Below are 21,463 nucleotides of genomic sequence, written 5' to 3' on the forward strand. Positions count from 1 at the left end.
ACCGCAGGGAAAGCTCGGCCGATCAGCCCCTGACCGGCACAAACACCGGCGCGCCGTCCGCTTCCACGGTGATCAGTTTCTGATCGTAGAGCCGCTCCAGTGCGGACGGTATCAGCATGGTTTCCGTTGGGCCCCAGCAGGCCTCGCCATTGGGATAGAGTAGCAGCAGATGATCACACCAGCGGGCGGCCAGATTGAGGTCGTGCAGACACATGAAAACCGACCGGCCGGAGCGCGCCTGTTCACTGAGTAATTGCAGCACGGCTACCTGATGGTGCAGGTCCAGGTGGTTGGTGGGCTCATCCAGCAACCAGGTGTCCGGGGACTGTGCCAGCACGGTGGCGATAGCCACACGCTGGCGTTCGCCGCCGGAGAGCGTGTTCACCAGCCGACCACTCAGGTGGTCAACCCCCAGCGTCTCCAGCGCCTGCCGGGCAAGGCGCTCGTCCTCCGCGGTTTCCATCTGCCAGGGCGACAGCCAGGGATGGCGGCCGACCAGCGCGGTCTCCAGCACGGTAGCCGGAAAGCCGTCCTGCTGATCCTGAAATACCACGCCCAGCCTGCGGGCAATGGTTCGCCGGCCGAGGCTGGCAAGAGCAGCCGTACCCAGCTTCACCCTGCCCTTTCTCGGCTTCCGTAAACCGGCAAGAGTATGCAACAACGTGGTCTTGCCGACGCCGTTCGGTCCCAGCACACCCCAGGTCTCCCCCGCGCCCACCTGGAGACTCAACGCGGTGCTGTCCGCCCGCCCGGGGATGTCGATGATCAGCTGTTCCGTGTTCAAGTCCGGCATCAGCGGCTCCGGTGCAACAGATAAAGAAAGGTGGGCACCCCCAGCAGGGCCGTGATCACGCCCACCGGCAACTGTTCCGGTGCAATCACCACCCGCGCCAGGCTATCTGCCAGCACCAGCAGGCTGCCGCCACCGAGAGCGCAGGCCGGCAGGATCAGGCGCTGGTCGTTGCCCAGCACCAGTCTCAGCATGTGCGGCACCACAAGGCCTACAAAGCCGATGCTGCCGGCCATCGACACCGCGGCCGCGGTGAGCACGCTGGCAAGCACGTAGATCAGCCACTCCAGAGGCCTTACCGACACCCCCAGCGCGGCAGCCTGCAGCGGGCCACGGGCCAGCACATTCAGGCTGCGGCCGAGGGGAAACACCAGCGCGCAAACCAATGCCAGCATGACCAGTGCCGGTGCGGGATTGCCGGCATGGGAAAGATCCCCCATCAACCAGTAAAGCATACCGGGCAACTGGCGGGCGGGGCTCATGGCAAGGATCAGGGTGATGATCGCACCCCACCCCGCAGCCACCACCACGCCGGTCAACAACAACCGGGACGGCGTCCAGCTTCCGGTTCCGTGGGCAAGGCCAAATACCAGCAAGGTCGCCAGCATCGCGCCGGCAAACGCCGAACCCGACACCAGCGCCCCGGCTACTCCGGCCAGCATGGCCAGCAAGGCACCCACCGCCGCGCCACCAGACAGACCGAGGATATAGGGGTCCGCCAGCGGATTGCGAAGCAGCACCTGCATCAATGCGCCGGCAACCGCCAACAGACCGCCGGTAGCAAAAGCGCTCAGGGTGCGGGGCAGACGAAGCTCCAGTATCAGCGTCTGTTGCAGGGAGGTGCCGCTCCCGGTCAGTACCGCCCAGGTGTCCCCGGGGGAGAGCGCCGCACTACCAATACTGATCGAGAGAACCATGCACAGCAGACTGATCAGCACAAGGATGGCCAGAGGGCGACTATAACCGAGCACGGGCCCGCTCCAGGGTCTGGCACAACTGCTCGCTGCCTTCGAGCATGCGCAAGGTGGGGCGCTGGATCAGCGACGGCGGAATCAGGTACAGATTATCCCTCGACACCGCAGTCAGCTCCGGATACCGCCGCCACTGGTCCAGCCAGCGGCGGTCGTCACTGTCTTCCCCGCCACTGAGTATGGCGTCCGGGTTGGCCTCCAGAACCGCTTCGGTGCTGATGCGGGGAACAAGACGCGGCAGATGCCCAAACACATTGTCCCCGCCACACAGCCGAATGGCGCGGCCAATCAGTTCCTCATCATTGATGGTCATCAACGGTTCGTGCCAGACCTGGTAGAACACCCGCACCGGCGGAGCTTTCTGATAGCGCTCCCGCAACTGCGCAATGCCTGCCAGGAAAGCAGCAGCACGGCCCGCCCCGGCTGTTTCATCGCCACTGAGCAGGGCCAGCCGTTCCACAGCGCTTGCGATATGCTCGAACGTACGCGGCTTCAGCCAGAACACCGGAATTCCCAGGGCTTCAATTTTTGCCAGTTGCGAGGCGGAATTACCGTCCACCCAGGCCACCACCAGGTCTGGCTCCAGCGCAACGATGGCCTCCAGATCCAGCCGGTTGCTGTTGCCCACCTGCGGCAGCTCGCCGGCTTCCGGCGGGTAATCACTCCAGGCGCTGACGGCAACCAGTTTTTCTCCGGCGCCGGCGGAGAACAGCAGTTCGGTTGCGCCGGGAGAGAGCGAAACAACCCGTTCAACCGAGTCCGCGATACAGACCTTGCGGTCAAGTGCATCATGGACGCAGCGTGCCGCTGCCGGTGCTGGCAAACCCAACGCCAACATGAGCGCCAGAAATATACCGGACCGCAAGGTCTTCATGGCTCCACCCCTGGTTTTCGAGTCATTCAGAGCTGGAAGTTATAACGCAGCGACGCCATGAAGGTTCGCCCCGGGCTAACGTAATCGGTCGTGTTGTTGAACGCGGCAAGCGTTCTTTCCTTATCCAGCACATTATTCACGGTCAATCTTGCATCCAGATTTTTCCCAATAGTAGTGCCGGTGCGAAGATCCCAGGCACCGTATCCGGGAATTCGACTAACACCATCGCGGTCAAGTTTGTGGTTTTCCGCCCGAACCGTGGTACCGACGTAGAAGCGATCAAAATCCTTGTCGATATCCAGTTTCGCCGTTTGCTCAGACCGATTGGTCAACGACTTGCCTGTCTGCTTATCCTCAAAATCACCGGCGCTAACAGCAGCCACGATTGACCAGCCATTGTCTTTCCAGCCACCTTCAACCTCAACACCCTGCAACTCTGCTTCATCGGTGTTCTGGCTCGGCTCCGGGAAAAACGACACGATCAGGTCTTCAACATCGCTTCTATACACCGTAACGCCCCAGAACCAATTGCCAGTATTCTTTTCCAGGCCTACCTCGTAACTGACCGCTTCCTCAGGATCCAGATTAGGGTTCGCACCACCAAAGGAAGAATACAGATCATTGAATGTCGGGGCTTTGAAAGACGTACCAGCGTTTAATCTCAAGCGATAACCATCACCAAAACGATACCCAAAAGCAGCGCCCCAGGTTTCATGGGTGCCAAAGGCCTCGTTGTCATCAGACCTTAAGCTCAGATGCAGTTCGGTGGGCCCATAATTCAACAGCGCTTGCCCAAAAAACGCATCATTTCTCCGACTATTTTCGCTCAGGGCAGAGGAGCCAGAGACCCTGTCCGTCATGGTCTCTGCGCCGATCACAAATTCATGAACTCCGGCCACAAACCAGTTTTCCAATCTCGACGTGCGAGTAGTGGTATCCAGGTCAAATGGTTCGAATTGGCTGAAAAAGGTTTGTTCATCACGGGCATCGGAAAATTGTAACGAGGCACGCCAGTAATCATTTATCGGCACCACGGCGCCGATACCGGCAGTCTGGAAGACAAAATCCTTGCTCCCGCCCTCATACTCGACGTCACCTTCTGCGCCAAGATAGGTAAGGTTAACCAGAATGCCATTATCAAATTCACGGCTGGCGTTGAAGGTCCCTGCTGTATTTTCGTAGCTTTTGTCCTCACCACCCTCGATTACCGGAGAGCCATCCGTGCGAAACCGGGTCACACCAACGTTCAGGGAGCTTTTCTCGTCAACTGTCGACAGACCCACTCCGTATTGCTGGGTGTCGAGATTGCCCGCGCCTGACTCAGCCCAACCTTGTGTGCCTTCTTCCTGGGGTGTGGTGAAAACCTGGGCAACGCCACCCATGGCGTCAGAACCGTAGAGACTGCTTCGACCACCTCGCACCACTTCAACGCGATTGATCAGCTGGGGAGGCAAAAACTCCCAGGCCGGTATACCTGCTGTCGCAGAACGGATACGAATTCCATTGATCAAAAGCACTGTGCCGTCAGACTCATGACCACGAATAAAAACCGACGTTTGCTGCCCAATGCCACCGCTGGTTTGGACTGAGATACCAGGCTCTGATCTGAGCAGCTCACTGAATTCCTTTGGCTGTTTTTTTTGAATTTCCTGTTGATCAATCTCGGTGACCGAAGACAGGCTTTCGCCAACGGTTTTTGGCCCCGGTGTGGCTGTAACCACAATCGGATCAAGGGCATCGGCGTCTGAAGCGGGCTGGGCCGCGATTGCCAGGGGAAGGACTGCAAGAGAAATGCCTGAAAGGACAGCAGATAATGGATGGTTATACATTTTGATGACTCCGCACACCGCGCGCACCCGCACGAGGTTTATGGTTATGGTCGCGGAGAGAAGAACTCAGGCAGGCAAGCGGCAGAGCCGGAAAGCGCAAGGATTCGCCCACCTGAGCCGCCCACCGCAACTCCGGTTGTTTTTCCAGGCCGGTCTCCGGGCTTGCAAGCGGAGTAGCTAACTCCAGGGCAATCACCTTCCCATGCCATGAGCACAGTGGCGCATCAGATTGCCGTTTACTTGCTTACCGTTGCGGGGGCAGCATCGGAATGGTTCCTGTCATGGACCGGAACGCACCGATTTCCCGTTTCACCCGTCGCGCGTTGCGACGGACACCTGATAAAAGTGAGGCAAGGCTAGCAACACCCGGGTAAGTGGTCAATAACAAGCATCAAATCAGCAACCCCGTCCCTGGCGGTTTGCCACCTTGGTTTCGTAGCCGTCCCTGGCTGCCACTGCTATATTGCTACCTTAGATTGATCCACCCGCCGGCCAATCAGGGAGACTTCATGCAGGCAGAGCTGATCGAAATACGCAACCACCTGGCCCAGCATCCTCCGTTCGACGAGATGCCTGAAGAAACTCTCGACAAAGTCGTCTCGAGCATTGAAGTTGCCTATTACCGCGCAGGCAGCGACATCCTCAAATTCGGTGAGCGCAACGCCCACCTGCATTACATTCGCAGTGGCGCCGTAGAGATGTATCGGCGTTCGGGAGAACTCTACAACCGTCTTGGTGAAGGTGAGATTTACGGCCAGTACGGCCTGTTGATGAGCAAAACGGTGCGATTTCCCGTCAAGGCCATTGAAGACTCCCTGATCTACCTGATTCCCGACGAGATTTTCCAGTATCTCTGGCAGAACGACGACAATTTTACCGATTTTGTGGAAGTTGAAGACCGCTCCCGCCTGCGTTCAGCATTGTCGCGCCGGGAGAAGTCCAATCAGCCGATGACGGCCCGGGTAACCCGGCTGATTTCCCGGGAGCCGGTCACCGCACCCAACACGGTTCGCCTGCAGGAGGCTGCCCGCATCATGACCGAACACGGTGTTTCGGCCTTGCTCCTGCTGGACGAAAGCGGCGACAGGCCGACGCTGTGCGGGATCATAACGGACCGTGACCTGCGCACCCGGGCACTCTGCGAGGCTCTGCCCTCGGAAACGCCGATCAGTGACATCATGACCAATCGCCTGATCACCACCAGCTCCAATTCGTTTATTTTTGAAGCCATGCTCACCATGCTTCACAACAACGTCCATCACCTGCCGGTGATGGACGGCGACAGGATCCGGGGGGTAATTGCGCTGTCGGATATCGTCAAGCACGAGTCCCAGAGCAGCCTCTACCTGGTCAGCAACATATATCAGCAACAGGATGTAAAAGGTCTGAAACGCCTGAGCAAGGAGGTGCCCAACACCTTTGTGCGTATGGTCCGGGAAGACGCCAACTCCCACATGATCGGCAGTGCCATGGCCGGTATCGGCCGCAGCTTCAGCCAGCGGCTGCTGGAGCTGGGAGAGGAAAAGCTGGGGCCACCACCGGTGCCCTACTGCTTCATGGCACTCGGTTCCATGGCCCGGGACGAGCAGCTGGTGGTGACCGACCAGGATAACGCCATGGTGCTGGACGACAGCTTCGATCCGGCCCAGCACGACGATTACTTCCTGGCACTGGCGAAATTTGTCAGTGATGGCCTGGCAGAGTGCGGTTACAGCTACTGCACCGGGGACATCATGGCCACCAACCAGAAATGGCGCCAGCCGCTACGGGTGTGGAAAGAGTACTTCGCCGACTGGACCGACAACCCCAAGGCTGAGGCCCTGCTCAACAGCAATATCTTCTTCGATCTGGACGGCATCCACGGCCGCACCGAGTACACCGAGGAGCTCAAAGGGTTCATCGCCGACAGGGCCAGCAACAGCCAGCGCTTCCTGGCAATGCTGGCACGTAACGCCCTTAACCGGACGCCACCGCTGGGCTTTTTCCGCACCTTCGTGATGGAGGAAAGCGGCAAGCAAGTCAAAACCTTCAATCTGAAGCGTCGCGGCACGGCGCCGGTCTCGGACCTGATCCGGGTGCATTCCCTGGCGTGTGGCTCAAAGGCCCAGAACACCTTCAACCGCCTCAAGGCCATCGGACAAACCAAGCTGATTCCGGAAGACGGCGTGGATAACCTGCGGGACGCCTTCGAATTCATCGCCATTGTGCGGATTCGCCACCAGGCCCTTGCCATCGAAGCCGGCCGCGAACCGGACAACAACGTGCGCCCGGAGGACCTGTCGCCCTTCGAACGCAGCCATCTCAAGGACGCCTTCCAGGTGGTCAGCCAGGCCCAGAAGTTCCTCAAGTTCCGCTATAACGCGCAGGTGGGCCGCAATGTCTGATAACCGCGGATCAACAACGACCGAGGAGCCGGCCAAGATATTGTCGTGGCCGGAACGCTTCCGCGAGCTCGCAGAGCAGGCAGAGGATGAACGGCTGAGGGCGTTTTATGAGGCGGGCTGCGTTGGCCCGAAAACGCCCATGAAGGACGTTCCTTTCATCGGCCTGGATTTCGAAACCACCGGGCTGGACCCGAACCAGCACTCCATTGTCAGCATTGGCGTGGTGCCATTCACCATCGACCGGATACAGCTGGGAGGCTCCCGGCACTGGCTGGTGAAGCCGCAGCTGCCGCTGCACCAGACGTCCATCACCATACACGGCATCACTCACACGGACATCGACCAGGCGCCGGATCTGGCCGAGGTGCTTGATGAGATCCTCGCCAGCATGGCCGGTCGCATTCCGGTGGTCCATTATCGTAATATTGAGCGGCCCTTCCTGAACGTCGCTCTGAAGTGGCGAATCGGTCAGGAAATACGCTTTCCGGTTATCGACACCATGGCCATCGAGGCCCATCTGCATCCCCACCGTCAACCCAACTGGTGGCAGAAGCTGAAGGGCCAACAGCCGATCTCCATTCGCCTGGCAGATAGCCGCGCAAGGTACGGCCTGCCGCACTATCCGCCCCACAATGCCCTCGTGGATGCGCTGGCCAGTGCCGAACTGCTGATGGCCCAGATCCAGCACCATTTTTCGCCCGAGACCCCCATCGGAGATCTCTGGCTATAGACGCTCCGGGGCCTAGTTGGAAGCGGTGCGACTGGTTTCTTTCACCTCACTGACCAGTGCGCCATACCCTTCTTTTTCCATATCCTCCAGCGGTATGAATTCAAGTGCCGCCGAGTTCATGCAGTAACGCAGACCCGTGGGATCAGGCCCGTCGTTGAACACATGCCCCAGATGGGAGTCCGCATATCGGCTACGGATCTCGGTACGGGTCATGAAGAAAGCACGGTCCTCTTTTTCCACCACCATATCCGGACTGATCGGCCTGGTGAAGCTGGGCCAGCCGGTGCCGGATTTGTACTTGTCGCGAGAGGAGAACAGAGGCTCACCGGAGACAATATCCACGTATATGCCCGGGCGTTTCTCGTCATAGTATTCGTTCTGGAAAGCGGGCTCGGTGCCATCTTCCTGGGTGACCTTGTACTGTTCTCTGGTCAGCCGCGCCTTGAGCGTTTTGTCGTCCGGCTTCTCAAAGGTCTCCGGGTTGAATGCTTCAACCTGACTGAGATTCATGCCCGCGTCGACGCTTCCGGAGTGCGCAGAATCACTGCCGTTCCCGGAACCGCTCCCGTCTGTACTGTTTTCTTCTGGCCGGTATTGAGAATAATCCACTTCCTGATCCTCGCCCCAGACGTCCTCGATGAACTGATAGCGGCCGGAGTTGAAGGTATAGATCTTGTACCGGACCGGATTCTTCCTGTAATAATCCTGATGGTATTCCTCGGCAGCGTAGAAAGTTTCGAAAGGCACAACCTCAATCTTCACCGGATTGTCGTAGCGGCCCGATTCTTCCAGCGCCCTGACCGAAGCTTCCGCTGCACGTTTCTGCTCTTCGTCGTGATAGAAAATGGCTGGCCGATACTGCCTGCCCCGGTCCACATACTGGCCTTCTACATCGGTCGGATTCGCGGTGCGCCACAGGGCCTGGAGCAGACCTTCGTAGGTGATCTTGTCAGGGTCGTAATACACCTGCACCGCCTCGGTGTGGCCGGTACGCCCACCGGCGACCTGCTCATAGGTCGGGTCTTTCTCATCACCACCACTGTAACCGGACACCGCCTCGACGACCCCCGGTACTTTTTCCTCATAGGCTTCTTCAACGCACCAGAAGCAGCCACCGGCGAAGGTCGCAACCGCCAGGTCCGGGTCGTCCGGCGCATACTTCGACTCCGCTCCATCGGAGGCGCCAACCTGAAACCCGGTCAGCGCGATGGCCGCCGCCATGGACACCAGTAACAGATACCGTTTCATAATATTAACCTCTTGCCCTTTGAATACTGTGACCGGTGTAAACGGGATTGATCACAGCAGCTTCTAACATTATTTACGCTTGCCTAACGCCCTAGAGATCATTGTGAACGCAGGAAGTTCAGATTGATTATCCGAAAGCAGGCCACAGACTGCAGCACAGGCCGGCCGGAAAGGCGAATTATTCATGCCAATCAGCAGGTTTCGTGTCACTGATTTGCGACTCTGGATAACTCGCAGCAACCACAGCTTGTTGATAGCAGTGTATAGTGGAAAGTTCACAAATCTGTCACGGGTGGATCGAATGACGGCAGACGCACTCATAACCAGAGCAACACCTGCAGACGTTATCCGCCGTGCCCGCCGGCTCTGGCTGAAAGGTGAGCGCATCCACCTGGCATCGCTGTCTGAAGAACTCAACATCGGCCGCGCCACCCTTTTCCGCTGGGTCGGCAGCAAGGATCTGCTTATGGGTGAGGTTTTCTGGTCGCTCTATGATGCGCTGCGCCAGGATGCCATCAACCGGACTTCCGGCCAGGGTGTGGATTATGTAGTCGGCGTGTTCCGTTATATCAACTCGGTGCTGCTGCACTCGGAACCCTTGCGGCGTTTCGTCCATGACGATCCGGAGTATGCCCTGAAAATATTGACCTCGTCCCAGTCCACACTGCACAGCCGCACGGTTGAGGCCAACACCCGGATACTGCAGCAACAGGTAGACGCCGGGTTTATCCACCCGCCGATGAATCTGGGAAGCTTGTCGTATTTTATGGTGCGGCTGGCAGAGTCCTGCCTGTACAGCGACATCATCTGCGGTCGTGAGCCGCGGGACGAGGAGCTGGAAGATGCCTGTACGGCGGTGCAGATTCTGCTCGGAGGGAAAGCCTGAGCATGGAGGCTTTGCGCGTTGCCGGCAATCAGGGCGAATAGAACAGAGAAGCCCGGCCGTTTCCGGGCCGGGCTTCTCCTGCATTGCTGATCTTCGCTGTGGTGCTTACGCCATCAGGTTGTAAACAAACACGATGGCTACGGCAACCGGAGTCACGAAGCGCACCAGGTTGTACCAGAGGGTAAAGCTTTTTCCCTGCAGGGCAAGATTACTCTGCAACGACTCTTTCGCCACGAACCAGCCCACGAACAGGGCGGTCAGCAGACCGGACAACGGCAGCATAACGTTGGCGGTAAAGAAGTCGAGCAGGTCGAAAATGGTATTGCCTTCGAAGCGCTCGAACATGCCCAGCGGCGCAAAGCCAGACCATTCGTTCAGGGACAGGATCGACGCGATTCCCAACAGCCAGCAGGCAAGCCCCACCACAACCGTGCTGCCAACGCGGCCAAGGATCAGTTTGTCTTCCAGCCACTCCACCACCGGCTCCAGCAGGGAAATGGCGGAGGTCCAGGCGGCGAACAGCAGCAGCACAAAGAACAGGGCGCCAAACACGCTACCCATGGGCATCTGGCCAAAGGCTAGCGGCAACGTCTGGAAGATCAGGCCGGGGCCGGCGCCGGCTTCAAGGCCATTGGCGAATACCACGGGGAAGATCGCCAGGCCGGCCATCAGTGCCACGACCGTATCCATAATGGAAACCGTAATCGCGGTGCGTCCGATGGATACATCGTCACTCAGATAGGAGCCATACGCCATCATGATGGCCATGCCGAGGCTCAGGGTGAAGAACGCGTGGCCCAGGGCAACCAGCACCCCCTGGATTGTCAGGGCGCTGAAGTCCGGGGTGAAGAGAAAGGCGACCGCTTCGCCGAAATGCCCGGTGGTGGTGGCGTAGCCAACCGCGATAAGCAGCAGCACAAAAAGTGCCGGCATCAGGATGGTCACCGCCCGCTCCAGACCGGACTTGAGGCCACGGGCCACAACGAAAATGACCAGTGCCATAAAGATGCTGTGCCATATCAGGAGGGTGATCGGGCTGGCCAACAGGCCACCAAACAACTCGCCAATGGCATCAGCGCTCTGGCCGGTAAAATCGCCCATTGCGGCGTGACCCACATAGGAAGCGGCCCAACCACCGATCACCGAATAGAATGACAGGATAATGAATGCGGCCAGCACGCCTACGATAGCGGAAATCCGCCACGCCGGTGATGCCAGGTTGCGCTCAGCCACCAGGCGGAAACTGGTAATGGGGTTGTGCCGGCCGTTACGGCCGATGAACACTTCCGCCATCATGATGGGAATACCCACGATGGCGATACACAGCAGATAAACCAGCACGAAGGCACCGCCGCCATTCTCGCCAGTTACATAGGGGAATTTCCAGATATTGCCCAGGCCGACCGCCGAACCGGTTGCAGCCAGGATAAAGGCCATCCGGGAGGACCACAGGCCACGATGGATCGGGTTCGATTTTGACGAAGTCATTGTTTCATCCTGTGCTTGTAGCTGATGAATCGATTACAAGAAGTATGCCGAAGACTTGCTTCAGCTATTGGGGCGGGATTTTGCCAGCAGTGGGCTCAGGATGCCAGTCGATAGCAGCACCGGCGCAACCCTGCAGCCGGTGCTTGTGCATTTAACTAGCCGTTTTTACTGACAAAGCGGGAAACCAGGTCCTTCAGACCCCGGGACATGCCACTCAGGTGGTCGCTGCTTTCCTTGGCGGATTCCGCTTTCTGGTTACTGTGATCAGCCAGATCGGCAATATTGACGATCTGGTGATTGATTTCCTCGGACACCTGGCTCTGTTCCTCAAAAGCCGCAGACATACTGATAAAGCTGTCGGAGATGTCCTGGATCGACGACACGATTTCCTGCAGTGACGTCTCCGCTTCCCGCACCCTGGTCAGGCCCTTGCCGGCATCCTGCTCGCCTTCACGGGTAGCCTGGACCGCCTCTTCGACCTGGTTGCGGAAGTCATCAATCACATGCTGGATGCGCACCGTGGAGTCCCGCGTACGGCGGGCCAGCGACCTGACCTCATCAGCGACCACGGCAAAGCCACGCCCCTGCTCACCGGCACGGGCTGCCTCGATAGCCGCATTCAGCGCCAGCAGGTTAGTCTGATCTGCAATGTCTGATATCAGGCTGGCGGCCTCACCGATGCTTTCCGTGGAAGCCCCGAGCTTTTCAATCGCCGAACCGATGCCGTTTACCCGGGTAACCAGTTGTTCAATGGCGGTCAGGGCTTCACCACTGCGATTGCTGCCCGTGGCCGCGATGCGGTTGGCTTCTTCCGCCACCCTGGCATTGGCATTGACGGTTTCCGTCACTTCCTGGATGGACGCCGTCATCTCATTCACAGCCGACGCAGTCTGATCGGTTTCAGCCCGCTGCCTGGCAATGGCCTCGGCGCCTTCGCTGATGTAGCCGTGGCTGATCCTGGCCTGCTCGTAGAGCAGCTCTGCCTGGTCGTCGATGCGGGCCAGAGCGGTACGAATTCGTGCCTTCTCACTCATGATCATCATCGCCAGTTGCGAAAACAGGCCGCTTTCGTCGCTGTAGGTCCGGGCCACAACGGCGTCACTGAAGGCATCAGGGCGCAGGTCGAGAATACGCTGCAGGCGGCTGGTTACCGATCTCAGAGTCAACCCGGCGGCCAGCAGATGCGCCACCACAATGACCAGCATCGCCAGCGAGGTGTTACCCAGACCCGTTAACGCGCCCAGACTCAGAATCAGCGAGAGCGCAAAGGGCCAGCCTGATCTCGCCATGGAAACCAGCCGGCTCCGCAGACCAACCGCACTGTCTCCCCTGGAGATTTTCCGGTACAGCTTTTCGGCCCTGGCCACCTGCTCACGGGTGGGTGCGACCCGCACAGACTCGTAACCGACCATCTTGCCGTTCTCGAGAATCGGGGTTACATAGGCGCTGACCCAGTAGTGGTCACCGGTTTTGGTGCGATTCTTGACCACACCCATCCAGGGCTTGCCAGCCTTGAGGTATTCCCACATCCCCTGGTACACCGCCGGCGGCATATCCGGATGACGGATCACATTATGGGGCTGGCCGACGAGTTCTTCCCTGGCATAGCCGCTGATGGCCACGAACTCGTCGTTGCAGTAGGTGATGATGCCCCTTGTGTCGGTGGTGGTGATCAGCCGGCCACCCTCGGACATCCTGACTTCACGCTGGGTTACGGGGAGGTTCTTACGCATAGATTCCTGCATTCCTGGACGGGTCATTACCATCGGGGGTATGACGAATATTGCAACGTTGACTATTGCTATCGGCACACGCCAACAAAACTGTAGTCAAATTGCCAGTTTTGCGCGGGGATGAAAACGTGCGTTCACCCAGAGTGAAATCGCGATAACGCCACCGCCGAGTGCCAGCCGCAACAGGTCCGCATCCCGGTTCCAGATCAACAGGTTCACCAGCAGGCCGGCGGGTACCAGCATATTGTTCATGACCGCCAGCGTGCCGGCGTCCACATGGCAGGCGCCCCGGTTCCAGAGGAAGAGCCCCACACCTGATGCCGCAAGGCCCAGCCAGGCCAGGACACCCCACTGCAGAGAGGTCGCTGGCAGGCGGCTGGCATCGCCGAATATCAGGAAGGATGGCAGCGCAATAATCAGCGCGCCGAAAAAGAAATAGCCGAAGGTGCGATAAGCCGGCACATTGGTCGGGAACCGCATCATCGTGTGCTTGTACCCCACCTGGCCCGCCGCAAAGGTAAAATTGGCCACCTGCAACAACAGGAAACCGGTGATAAAGCCCTGGCTGAGGCCGTCGTAACGGATAATGCCCGCGCCCAGGGTGGCGACGGCGGCGGCAATCAGTGCGACCGGAGAAAAGCGCCGGTAGAGCGCATCGTCAATCAGGGTGACGTAGAGGGGTGTGAAAATGGTAAACAGCAGGACTTCCGGCACCGTCAGGTAACTGAAGGAACGATAGAGGCAGAGATAGGTAATGCCGAACTGCAGCATGCCGGTCACCAGAACTCCCAGCTTCAAACCGCCGGGCACGCCCCGCCAGCGGGTCAGCGGCAGAAATACCAGCGCCGCAAGCACCACCCGGGTCAGGACGGCAAAGTCACTGTCCACCTGGCCGGCCAGGAATTCGCCAATCAGGCTGAACGAAAATGCCCACAGAACGGTTACAACAACCAGAAGACCCATGCCCACCGCACCTGAAATAAAGAGTGATATTGGTATTGAAATCGAGATTGGAATCAACAGGAGCGGCACTTTACCCGTACCCTGTTGCCATGTACACCGCGCCCCGGAAACACCCTATGCCATCTGCCCCCGGGAATAAGGTACCATCCCGCCTTTCCAAGGTGATCCTTTTCACTCTCACGCCAGGCAGGCGATTCCATGGATGAAGTCCATCAGCCGTTACCCGAAGCCCGCCAGCCCCTGGTCAGCCGCACGCTGACCGAATGGCGCACGCTGGCGATCCTCGGCGGCCCGATTCTGATCGCCCAGGTAGCCCAAATGGCTAACGGTGTTATCGATACGGTAATGGCCGGCCACGCCAGCGCGGAAGACCTGGCCGCGGTGGGTATCGGCAGCAGCCTGTGGATGCCGGTTTTCCTGTTCTTCATGGGGCTGCTAGGGGCACTCCAGCCGATCATCTCCGGCTACAACGGCGCCCGCACCACCGAGAAAATCATGCCCGCCACCTGGCAGGGACTGTACATTGCTGCGGCCGGCTCGGTGATCATGATTCTGCTGCTGACCAACGTACACCCGGTGCTGAGCGCCCTGAACCTGGAAGCCAACACTGCCCGGATCAGCCAGGGCTACCTGGATGCCTTTGCCTGGGGCATACCGGCCATGCTGTTGATGATGGCATTGCGGGGGCTGACCGACGGGCTGGGGCACACCCGGGTGATCATGGCGTTTTCGGTGCTGGGCACCCTGATCAACCTGCCCCTCAACTACATGTTCATCTATGGCAAGTTCGGGCTCCCGGCCATGGGCGGTATTGGCTGCGGGTGGGCCACCTCGATCTCCAATGGCATTGCGGCTATCGCCCTGCTGGTCTACCTGAACCGCAGCACTGTCTACCGCCGCTTTCACCTGCTTGCTGACTGGGCCCGGCCCAATGCCGACGGCATCCGCTACATTCTGCGCCTGGGCGTACCCATTGGCTTCACCATCTTCGTGGAAGCCAGCATGTTCTCGGTGATTGCGCTGTTTCTCGCGCCCTTGGGGCCGGTGATCGTCGCCGGGCACCAGATTGCCCTAAACGTGGTGTCACTATTGTTCATGTTGCCGCTGAGCATCGGTATGGCGCTCACCCTGCGGGTCAGCTTCCTGGTGGGGGCCAGGGCCCCGGACACTGCCCGGCTTATTGCCCGCAGTTCGCTGATCCTGGCTTCTGCCGTGGCGCTGGTGTTTGCCATTCTGCTGTTTGTGTTCGCCGATGGCATTGCGGCGTTATACACCGGTGATACCGAAGTGCGCGCCGTAACCGTGACGTTGCTGGTATATGCGGCCTTTTTCCAGATCGCTGATGTTATCCAGGTCACCTGCATCAGCGCGCTGCGGGGCTACAAGGACACCAGCGTCCCCATGTTCATCATGCTGTTTTCATTCTGGGGTGTCGGGTTGCCGCTGGGGTGGGTGCTGACCTTTACCGACTGGCTGCTACCCGCCATGGGGGCTGCCGGTTTCTGGGTGGGGCTTACAGGTGGCCTGGCATCCGCCAGTATCCTGCTTGGTTTGCGGCTGTTCCTGTTTTCACCGGACCCGGCAAAATAACCCCGTCAGGCGATCTCTGCCGCTGTCTCCCCGGCAACCCCATCGTCTGCATACACAATCTGGTCCCGACCGCTGGCCTTGGCCCTGTAAAGCGCCTCATCGGCTCTCGCCAGCCAGCTTTCAGGGTCCTCACCGGTTTTCAGTACGGCGACACCAAACGAAGCGGTCACCTTCCCGCCCGGATGCTTCAGAAACCTGTCCATGATCTGCTGCAGGTTATGCATCACTGTCCTGAGCCCGGTCTGATCCACCCCGGTCATCAACACTACGAACTCCTCGCCACCGAACCGGAACAGCTGGTCGGACCTGCGGATGTTTTTCTCGATCAGTGCCACCAGGTCCCTCAGCACTTCATCCCCCACACCGTGGCCATATTGATCGTTAACTTTTTTGAAATGGTCAATATCCAGGAGCACCAGGCCATAGGAAACACCGGTTCTGGCAGCACTGGCAACTGCCATCGCCAATTCTTCATCCATGGAGCGACGGTTCTTTACACCGGTCAGGGGGTCAATGGTCGCCAGGTGCTCCAGCCGTTCCCGCTGGCTTTCATTACGATGGGCAAACGCATAGGCGCAACAGCTCACTACCAAAGCCGTGGCGGCAAAAGACCACATCTGAACCGGGGAGCTGAAGGCAACCCCATGCGCCATCAGTGCGATTACAGCGGCCAGGTTGATGAATACGGCGTAACGGGGCTCCGTGAGAAAGAAGCTGGTGACAAGACAGGGATAGAGCCAGAACAGGCCGGCCTCCCCCACGACGGCACCCGAGGTCACCGCTCCGACACAGGCAACCACCGCCATGAAAAGGCCACTGCGGGCGGTATCCCCGGTCACCCAGGCATACACCATGCACATCGTGACCGAGAACATGATGGTCAGGTCGACCGCCCCTGCCAGCACGTCGCCCTGCACAAAGCGCATCACCGCAAACGGGCTGATACCAACAAGCCCGCTGATTGCCAGAAAGGTGATAATGGATAATCGAAAATCCGTTTTTAGCCGATAGAGCATTTTGATCACCGGAGCAGGGAACGTCTGGGCTATGGACTCGGGTGACAGCACCAGGAAGACCATATTCCGACCAATGTCTTGTTAGCTAACTATCATAGCCCAACATCCCGGCGTTGAAGGTGCGTTCAACGAGATTTAACAAACCCCCAGTCACCGGAGCCCCGCGCTGACCGGGTGCTTGCCCCGGAAAAAGATCCCTGACCCATCGCCCGATCAGTTGCACCTTACAGAAACCAAATAACATGGATACTAAAAGTTACCTTTAAAGGTGATTAAAACCACTATACTCGGACCGCAAATAAAATAAGTAACTTATATCTCATTTAAAGGTATTGAATACCCACTTCAAGCTGGCTTTACCGGACCTCTGGAGCAATCTGCCGAACGGGTTATCATTATGTCGGACATCAACAACAGATCACTTGAGAAGGATCAGCTGAATGCCAGGCTCGAGCAGGCAAACCGGCAGTTGCTTCAGTCGGAGAAGCTCGCGGCTATTGGCCAGCTGGCGGCAGGGGTTGCCCATGAAATCAATAATCCCGTGGGTTATGTCTATTCCAATCTGCAAAGCCTGGGTACTTACCTTGATGACATTTTCAGGCTCACCGATGCCGTGGACGCCGGGTCATCCCTGGAAGACCTGAGCGCTATTAAAAAGAATATCGATTACAGCTTTCTGAAGGATGACCTCAAAGACCTGCTGGCGGAATCGCGGGAGGGAATCGAGCGGGTCAAAACCATCATTTCAGCGATGAAGGATTTCTCCCATATCGAGGACGAGGAGTTCAAGCCATCAGATCTGCACCGTGGTATTGAAACCACCCTGAACGTGGTCAACAACGAACTCAAATACAAAGCGACTGTGATCAGAGATTTCGGCGAGCTGCCGGAAGTGGAATGCATCAGCTCCCAGATCAACCAGGTGGTCATGAACCTGCTGGTCAACGCCGCCCATGCCATCGAGGATTTCGGTGAAATCGTCGTTCGTACCCGCTGCGACAGCGACTGGGCAACCATCGAAGTCGAGGACAACGGCAAAGGCATTGCCCGGGAAAACCTGCACCGGATTTTCGAGCCCTTTTTCACCACAAAACCGGTGGGTAAGGGCACCGGGCTGGGGCTGTCCCTGTCTTTCAACATCATCGAAAAGCACAACGGCAGCATTACCGCTGACCAAGCGTCTACCGGCAAGGGCACTTGTTTCCGCATATCACTGCCACTGAAACAGCCAGGGATCACAGCGGACAACCAGCGGGGCTGATCATGGCAGAGTCTCTTCCCCCGAACCCCCGGCTGCTACTGGTCGATGACGAGGAAAACATCCTCCGTAGCCTGAAAAGGACACTCCGCAAGGAGTCCTACGACATCTGTACGGCCACATCCGGGGATGAGGCCCTGTCGCTGCTCAATGACCAGAGATTTGACCTGGTGATCTCAGACGCCCGCATGCCCGGTATAGACGGCCCTACCCTGCTGTCCGAGATCAAGAAGAAGTGGCCCTGGTGCATCCGCATACTCCTCACCGGTTATGCGGACATCAATTCCACCATCAAGGCCATCAACGATGGCCAGATCTACCGCTATATCAGCAAACCCTGGGACGATGAAGAGCTGAAACTGGTGATTCGCCAGGCCCTTGCGTTCCAGTATTCGGAACGTCGCCGGCTGGCCCTGGAGAAGCTGACCCGCAAACAGAACAAAGAGCTGCAGGCGCTCAATGCCAGCCTTGAAGACAAGGTTCAGGCCCGCACCGAGGAGCTGAAGGAAACCGCAGACATGCTGGATGCCGCCTACACAGAGCTGAAGCACAGTTATGTCACCGCGACCGAAGTTTTCTCCACGCTGATCAACAAGCGGCTGCCGGCCAACCGCCAGCCCAACGCCAAGGTAATTGCCCTGGTGAAGGCCTATGCCGAATACCACCAGCTTGATGAAGACCTCTCGCGGGACCTGTATATGGCGGCCGCGCTCTACAACCTGGGCAAGCTGAGCTGGCCTGATGACCTGTTCATGGCATCCTCTGATCTGCTCTCCAAAGAGCAGCGCCTGGAATATCTGAAATATCCGGTCAACAGCGAACAGCTACTGATGGCCCTGGAGCCTCTCAGGGAAACCGCACGGATCATCCGCCACCATCAGGAGAAGTGGAACGGCTACGGCGTTCCCGAAAGACTGGAAGGCAGGGAGATTCCTCTCGGATCCCGCATCCTGCGACTGGCAGTGGATTTCATCGAACTGCAGTACGGCCTGGTCCTGGAGCGCAGGGTATCCCGTGACAACGCCCTGAAACTGATCAAACGCTACCGGGACCGGCTCTACGACCCGGAAATTGCAGACGGTTTCCTGGAAATGTGTATCGAGGTCGCCCCCGACGTAGAGCATGAAGATCCGGACATCGTCGCCCTCGACACCCTGCGGCTGACAGCGGGCATGGTACTGGCCCGCAACCTTTATGCCGCTTCCGGCATGCTGTTGCTGAACGAAGGCAAGGAACTGACCTCCATGCTCATCGACAAACTGGTTGCATTCGAGAAAGGCGAACCGGATGGTTCCCGCTACACGGTGTACGTGCACCGCCCGGATGAAGAAGAAACGGAGAGAGCTTCATGATCAAGATTCAGCTGGTGGATGACGAACCCAACATTCTCAATGCCCTCAAGCGGCTACTGCGCCCCCACGGCTGGGACGTCCATGCCTACGACAACGTGGAAGCCGCACTGGGTGGGCTGCTGGAACACAACTACGCGGTCATCATCTCCGACTATCAGATGCCCACGGCCGATGGCGTAACCTATCTGCAGTTTGCCAAGCAGCGCCAGCCCAACGCCATGCGTCTGGTACTGAGTGCCTACGGCGACCGGAGCTCCATGATCAAGGCCATCAACCAGGCGGAAGTCTATCGCTACCTGTCCAAGCCCTGGGATGACTACGAAGTGGTCGCTGCCATCAAATCCGCCATTGATATCTATGAGTTGAAATCCGAAAACGAGCGCCTGTTGGATGAAGTCAACGCCCAGCGCCAGATGATCAGGGCCCGGGAACAGGAACTGCTGCGCCTGGAAAAAGACAACCCGGGCATTAGCCGAGTCCAACGCGATGCTGACGGCTCCGTGCTGATCGGCGACCAGTGAAGAGGTTCTGATGGCGGATCATAGCCCTGAAGACAACAAGCTCGCGTTGAAAGTCGTGTTTTACGGCCCCGCCCTGAGTGGCAAAACGACCAACCTGATGCAGCTGCACTCGCTGCTGAATCCCCAACGCAAGGGCGAGCTGATGGTGCTGGAAACCCGCGACGACCGCACCCTGTTCTTCGACATGCTGCCTATCGGTCTGAAAGGGGAATCCGGGCTGGATCTGCGGTTAAAGCTGTACACCGTGCCCGGCCAGGTCCAGCACGACAGCACCCGCAAGGCAGTGCTGTCCCGGGCGGATGCCGTGGTGTTTGTGGCGGACTCCCAGACCGGCCAGCAGGACAATAACGCTACGGCGTTCGGAAACCTGGAGGAAAACCTGGAAAAAGTGGGGCTGGATATCGACACCCTGCCCATGGCAGTGCAGTTCAACAAGCGCGATCTGCCCGGTGTGGTTGGTGACACCGAGCTCCAGCAACGCTGGGCCGACACCCCCTGGGCACCACTGCAAATGGCATCCGCCCTGCATGGCAAGGGTGTCCTGGAGACCTTCCGGGTGCTGCTGGGCCGGCTCTACACCGAGGTAGACAGGGAGTTCGCCCTGGCCACCGGGCACGGCATTGATCGCGACACCTTTATCCGGCAATTGAGCGCCGCCAGCGAGGAAAACCGTGCGTAATTTCGAGGACGACCCCACACTCGAGGACCTGCTCACCAGTGACCAGCGGCAGCGCCTGAACCAGATGCTGAGCGCCCTGTGCCGCAAGCCCGTCAGCATCGGCAAAGACCGGAGTAACGGTTCCGTCGCGCTGGAGTTCAACCTGGAAACCGTGGGCTGGCTGTCCGGTGGCAGTTGCGAACAGGAACGCCTTGCCGTGGCTGATCTGGTGTCGTTTCTGATGATGTTTATCGCCAAGTACCGGCTGGCCGCCAACCTGCACCACGACACCACCGAGGCCAGTTACGCCGAATTGCAGAAACAGAATGCCGCACTGAAGGCCTCGGAAGCCCGCTACCGTGCGCTGTCCGACCAGTTGCAGGAGAAAGTGGACGAGCAGGTAGCGGTAATCAAACAGGCGCAGATGGATCTTTATGAAAGTGCCCGGCTGCGTTCGGTGGGGCAACTGGCAGCGGGAGTCGCCCATGAAATCAACAACCCGATCGGCTTCATGTCCAGCAACCTCAAGGTGGCCGGTGACTACGTCAACGATTTGCGGGAGCGGGTTCCGGATAGCGAGCTCAACCGGGATTTGCTGGATGACTTCGCCGACCTGATCGCGGAGTCCTCCGATGGCGCCCGCCGTATCGCCAGCATCGTTTCGGACCTGAAAACCTTCTCCAGCATTGACCAGGCCGATCATACCCTGTGTGATGTCAACGATCTGCTGTCCAGTGCCGTGCATCTGCTCCAGACCGAATATGGCCATGGGGTGGACATACTGGAGAAACCGGGCGAACTGCCAAAAATTTCCGGCCATCCGTCACGCCTGTCCCAGACTTTTTACAACCTGCTCGACAATGCCGTGCAGGCGCTGAAATGCCGGCAACAGGGTGCCGGCGCCGAAGGCTGGAGCGGGCGCATCCTGGCAAAAACCAGTGTCGACGATGGTGGCATCCGGGTGGTCATTCAGGATAACGGCTGCGGTATCGCCGAAGACATTCGCGAACAGGTCTTCGACGCGTTTTTTACCAGCCGGCCAGTGGGATCCGGCACCGGCCTTGGCCTGACCGTCGCCCGCGACACCGCGCGCGCTCACCAGGGCACCATTCAGATCGACAGCAGGGAAGACATGGGCTGCCGTGTCACCCTTTTCCTGCCGATCCGTTAAG

General features: G+C 58.6%; 18 protein-coding genes and 1 riboswitch. Of the genes, 9 read left to right on the forward strand and 9 right to left on the reverse strand.

The genetic code is table 11. The features are described 5' to 3' along the window. Positions 1 to 22: 22 nt before the first annotated feature. Genes DIT71_RS04625 through DIT71_RS04640 form a run of 4 tightly spaced genes read right to left on the reverse strand, consistent with a single transcriptional unit; the run spans position 23 to position 4,464 of the window. Positions 23 to 793: an ABC transporter ATP-binding protein gene (locus tag DIT71_RS04625; protein ID WP_114612039.1), complete on the reverse strand. Its 771-nt coding sequence runs from the start codon at positions 791 to 793 to the stop codon at positions 23 to 25. After that, positions 793 to 1,707 (reverse strand): FecCD family ABC transporter permease, encoded by a 915-nt coding sequence (locus tag DIT71_RS04630; protein ID WP_114612335.1) that lies wholly within the window; start codon positions 1,705 to 1,707, stop codon positions 793 to 795. The genes DIT71_RS04625 and DIT71_RS04630 overlap by 1 nt, the downstream gene beginning before the upstream one ends. A gap of 40 nt (positions 1,708 to 1,747) precedes the next feature. Then, entirely contained in the window at positions 1,748 to 2,635 is an 888-nt protein-coding gene (locus DIT71_RS04635; RefSeq protein ID WP_114612040.1) for a cobalamin-binding protein, read from the reverse strand. 26 nt (positions 2,636 to 2,661) lie between these two features. Further along, positions 2,662 to 4,464 (reverse strand): TonB-dependent receptor domain-containing protein, encoded by a 1,803-nt coding sequence (locus DIT71_RS04640; protein ID WP_114612041.1) that lies wholly within the window; start codon positions 4,462 to 4,464, stop codon positions 2,662 to 2,664. Between the two features lie 130 nt (positions 4,465 to 4,594). Beyond that, a riboswitch (cobalamin riboswitch) is annotated at positions 4,595 to 4,819 on the reverse strand. Positions 4,820 to 4,973: 154 nt separating this feature from the next. Between DIT71_RS04640 and DIT71_RS04645 the strand changes: the two genes are divergently transcribed. Together DIT71_RS04645 and DIT71_RS04650 are read left to right on the forward strand one after the other, a co-directional pair. Further along, entirely contained in the window at positions 4,974 to 6,848 is a 1,875-nt protein-coding gene (locus DIT71_RS04645) for a putative nucleotidyltransferase substrate binding domain-containing protein (RefSeq protein ID WP_114612042.1), read from the forward strand. Beyond that, the gene (locus DIT71_RS04650; RefSeq protein ID WP_114612043.1) at positions 6,841 to 7,578 is read left to right on the forward strand and encodes a 3'-5' exonuclease; all 738 of its coding nucleotides are present in this window, start codon (positions 6,841 to 6,843) and stop codon (positions 7,576 to 7,578) included. Before DIT71_RS04645 ends, DIT71_RS04650 begins: the two co-directional genes overlap by 8 nt. A gap of 12 nt (positions 7,579 to 7,590) precedes the next feature. Here DIT71_RS04650 and msrB read toward each other — a convergent pair whose 3' ends face one another. Next, the gene (gene msrB, locus DIT71_RS04655) at positions 7,591 to 8,826 is read right to left on the reverse strand and encodes a peptide-methionine (R)-S-oxide reductase MsrB (RefSeq protein WP_114612044.1); all 1,236 of its coding nucleotides are present in this window, start codon (positions 8,824 to 8,826) and stop codon (positions 7,591 to 7,593) included. 301 nt (positions 8,827 to 9,127) lie between these two features. On the opposite strand from msrB, the gene DIT71_RS04660 reads away from it, so the two are divergent. Further along, the gene (locus DIT71_RS04660) at positions 9,128 to 9,712 is read left to right on the forward strand and encodes a QsdR family transcriptional regulator (RefSeq protein ID WP_114612045.1); all 585 of its coding nucleotides are present in this window, start codon (positions 9,128 to 9,130) and stop codon (positions 9,710 to 9,712) included. Between the two features lie 105 nt (positions 9,713 to 9,817). Here DIT71_RS04660 and DIT71_RS04665 read toward each other — a convergent pair whose 3' ends face one another. From DIT71_RS04665 to DIT71_RS04675, 3 genes are all read right to left on the reverse strand, one after another. Beyond that, positions 9,818 to 11,200 (reverse strand): sodium-dependent transporter, encoded by a 1,383-nt coding sequence (locus DIT71_RS04665; RefSeq protein ID WP_114612046.1) that lies wholly within the window; start codon positions 11,198 to 11,200, stop codon positions 9,818 to 9,820. Between the two features lie 155 nt (positions 11,201 to 11,355). Further along, positions 11,356 to 12,933: a methyl-accepting chemotaxis protein gene (locus tag DIT71_RS04670; RefSeq protein ID WP_114612047.1), complete on the reverse strand. Its 1,578-nt coding sequence runs from the start codon at positions 12,931 to 12,933 to the stop codon at positions 11,356 to 11,358. A 96-nt stretch (positions 12,934 to 13,029) separates the two neighbouring features. Next, on the reverse strand, positions 13,030 to 13,896 hold the full coding sequence (locus tag DIT71_RS04675; RefSeq protein WP_114612048.1) for a DMT family transporter: 867 nt from the start codon (positions 13,894 to 13,896) through the stop codon (positions 13,030 to 13,032). A gap of 198 nt (positions 13,897 to 14,094) precedes the next feature. Here DIT71_RS04675 and DIT71_RS04680 point away from each other — a divergent pair, with 198 nt between their 5' ends. Next, positions 14,095 to 15,486: an MATE family efflux transporter gene (locus DIT71_RS04680; RefSeq protein WP_114612049.1), complete on the forward strand. Its 1,392-nt coding sequence runs from the start codon at positions 14,095 to 14,097 to the stop codon at positions 15,484 to 15,486. A gap of 5 nt (positions 15,487 to 15,491) precedes the next feature. On the opposite strand, the gene DIT71_RS04685 is transcribed toward DIT71_RS04680, so the two are convergent. After that, positions 15,492 to 16,502: a GGDEF domain-containing protein gene (locus DIT71_RS04685; RefSeq protein WP_114612336.1), complete on the reverse strand. Its 1,011-nt coding sequence runs from the start codon at positions 16,500 to 16,502 to the stop codon at positions 15,492 to 15,494. A 397-nt stretch (positions 16,503 to 16,899) separates the two neighbouring features. Here DIT71_RS04685 and DIT71_RS04690 point away from each other — a divergent pair, with 397 nt between their 5' ends. The 5 genes from DIT71_RS04690 to DIT71_RS04710 are packed head-to-tail and all read left to right on the forward strand — an operon-like array spanning position 16,900 to position 21,462. Then, entirely contained in the window at positions 16,900 to 17,763 is an 864-nt protein-coding gene (locus DIT71_RS04690; protein ID WP_114612050.1) for a sensor histidine kinase, read from the forward strand. Positions 17,764 to 17,765: 2 nt separating this feature from the next. Next, positions 17,766 to 19,112 carry an HD domain-containing phosphohydrolase gene (locus DIT71_RS04695; RefSeq protein WP_114612051.1) on the forward strand — a complete coding sequence of 449 codons (1,347 nt, stop codon included), beginning with the start codon at positions 17,766 to 17,768 and terminating at the stop codon, positions 19,110 to 19,112. Continuing rightward, positions 19,109 to 19,633, forward strand: a complete 525-nt coding sequence (locus tag DIT71_RS04700) for a response regulator (RefSeq protein ID WP_114612052.1) — start codon at positions 19,109 to 19,111, stop codon at positions 19,631 to 19,633. The genes DIT71_RS04695 and DIT71_RS04700 overlap by 4 nt, the downstream gene beginning before the upstream one ends. Positions 19,634 to 19,643: 10 nt before the next feature. Continuing rightward, a complete protein-coding gene (locus DIT71_RS04705; RefSeq protein ID WP_114612053.1) occupies positions 19,644 to 20,312 on the forward strand; it encodes a GTP-binding protein in 669 nt (222 codons plus the stop codon). Then, positions 20,305 to 21,462 (forward strand): sensor histidine kinase, encoded by a 1,158-nt coding sequence (locus DIT71_RS04710; protein WP_114612054.1) that lies wholly within the window; start codon positions 20,305 to 20,307, stop codon positions 21,460 to 21,462. Before DIT71_RS04705 ends, DIT71_RS04710 begins: the two co-directional genes overlap by 8 nt. Position 21,463: the final 1 nt, after the last annotated feature.

Origin of the sequence: Marinobacter vulgaris (assembly GCF_003344045.1) — a bacterium.
GTDB lineage: Bacteria > Pseudomonadota > Gammaproteobacteria > Pseudomonadales > Oleiphilaceae > Marinobacter > Marinobacter vulgaris.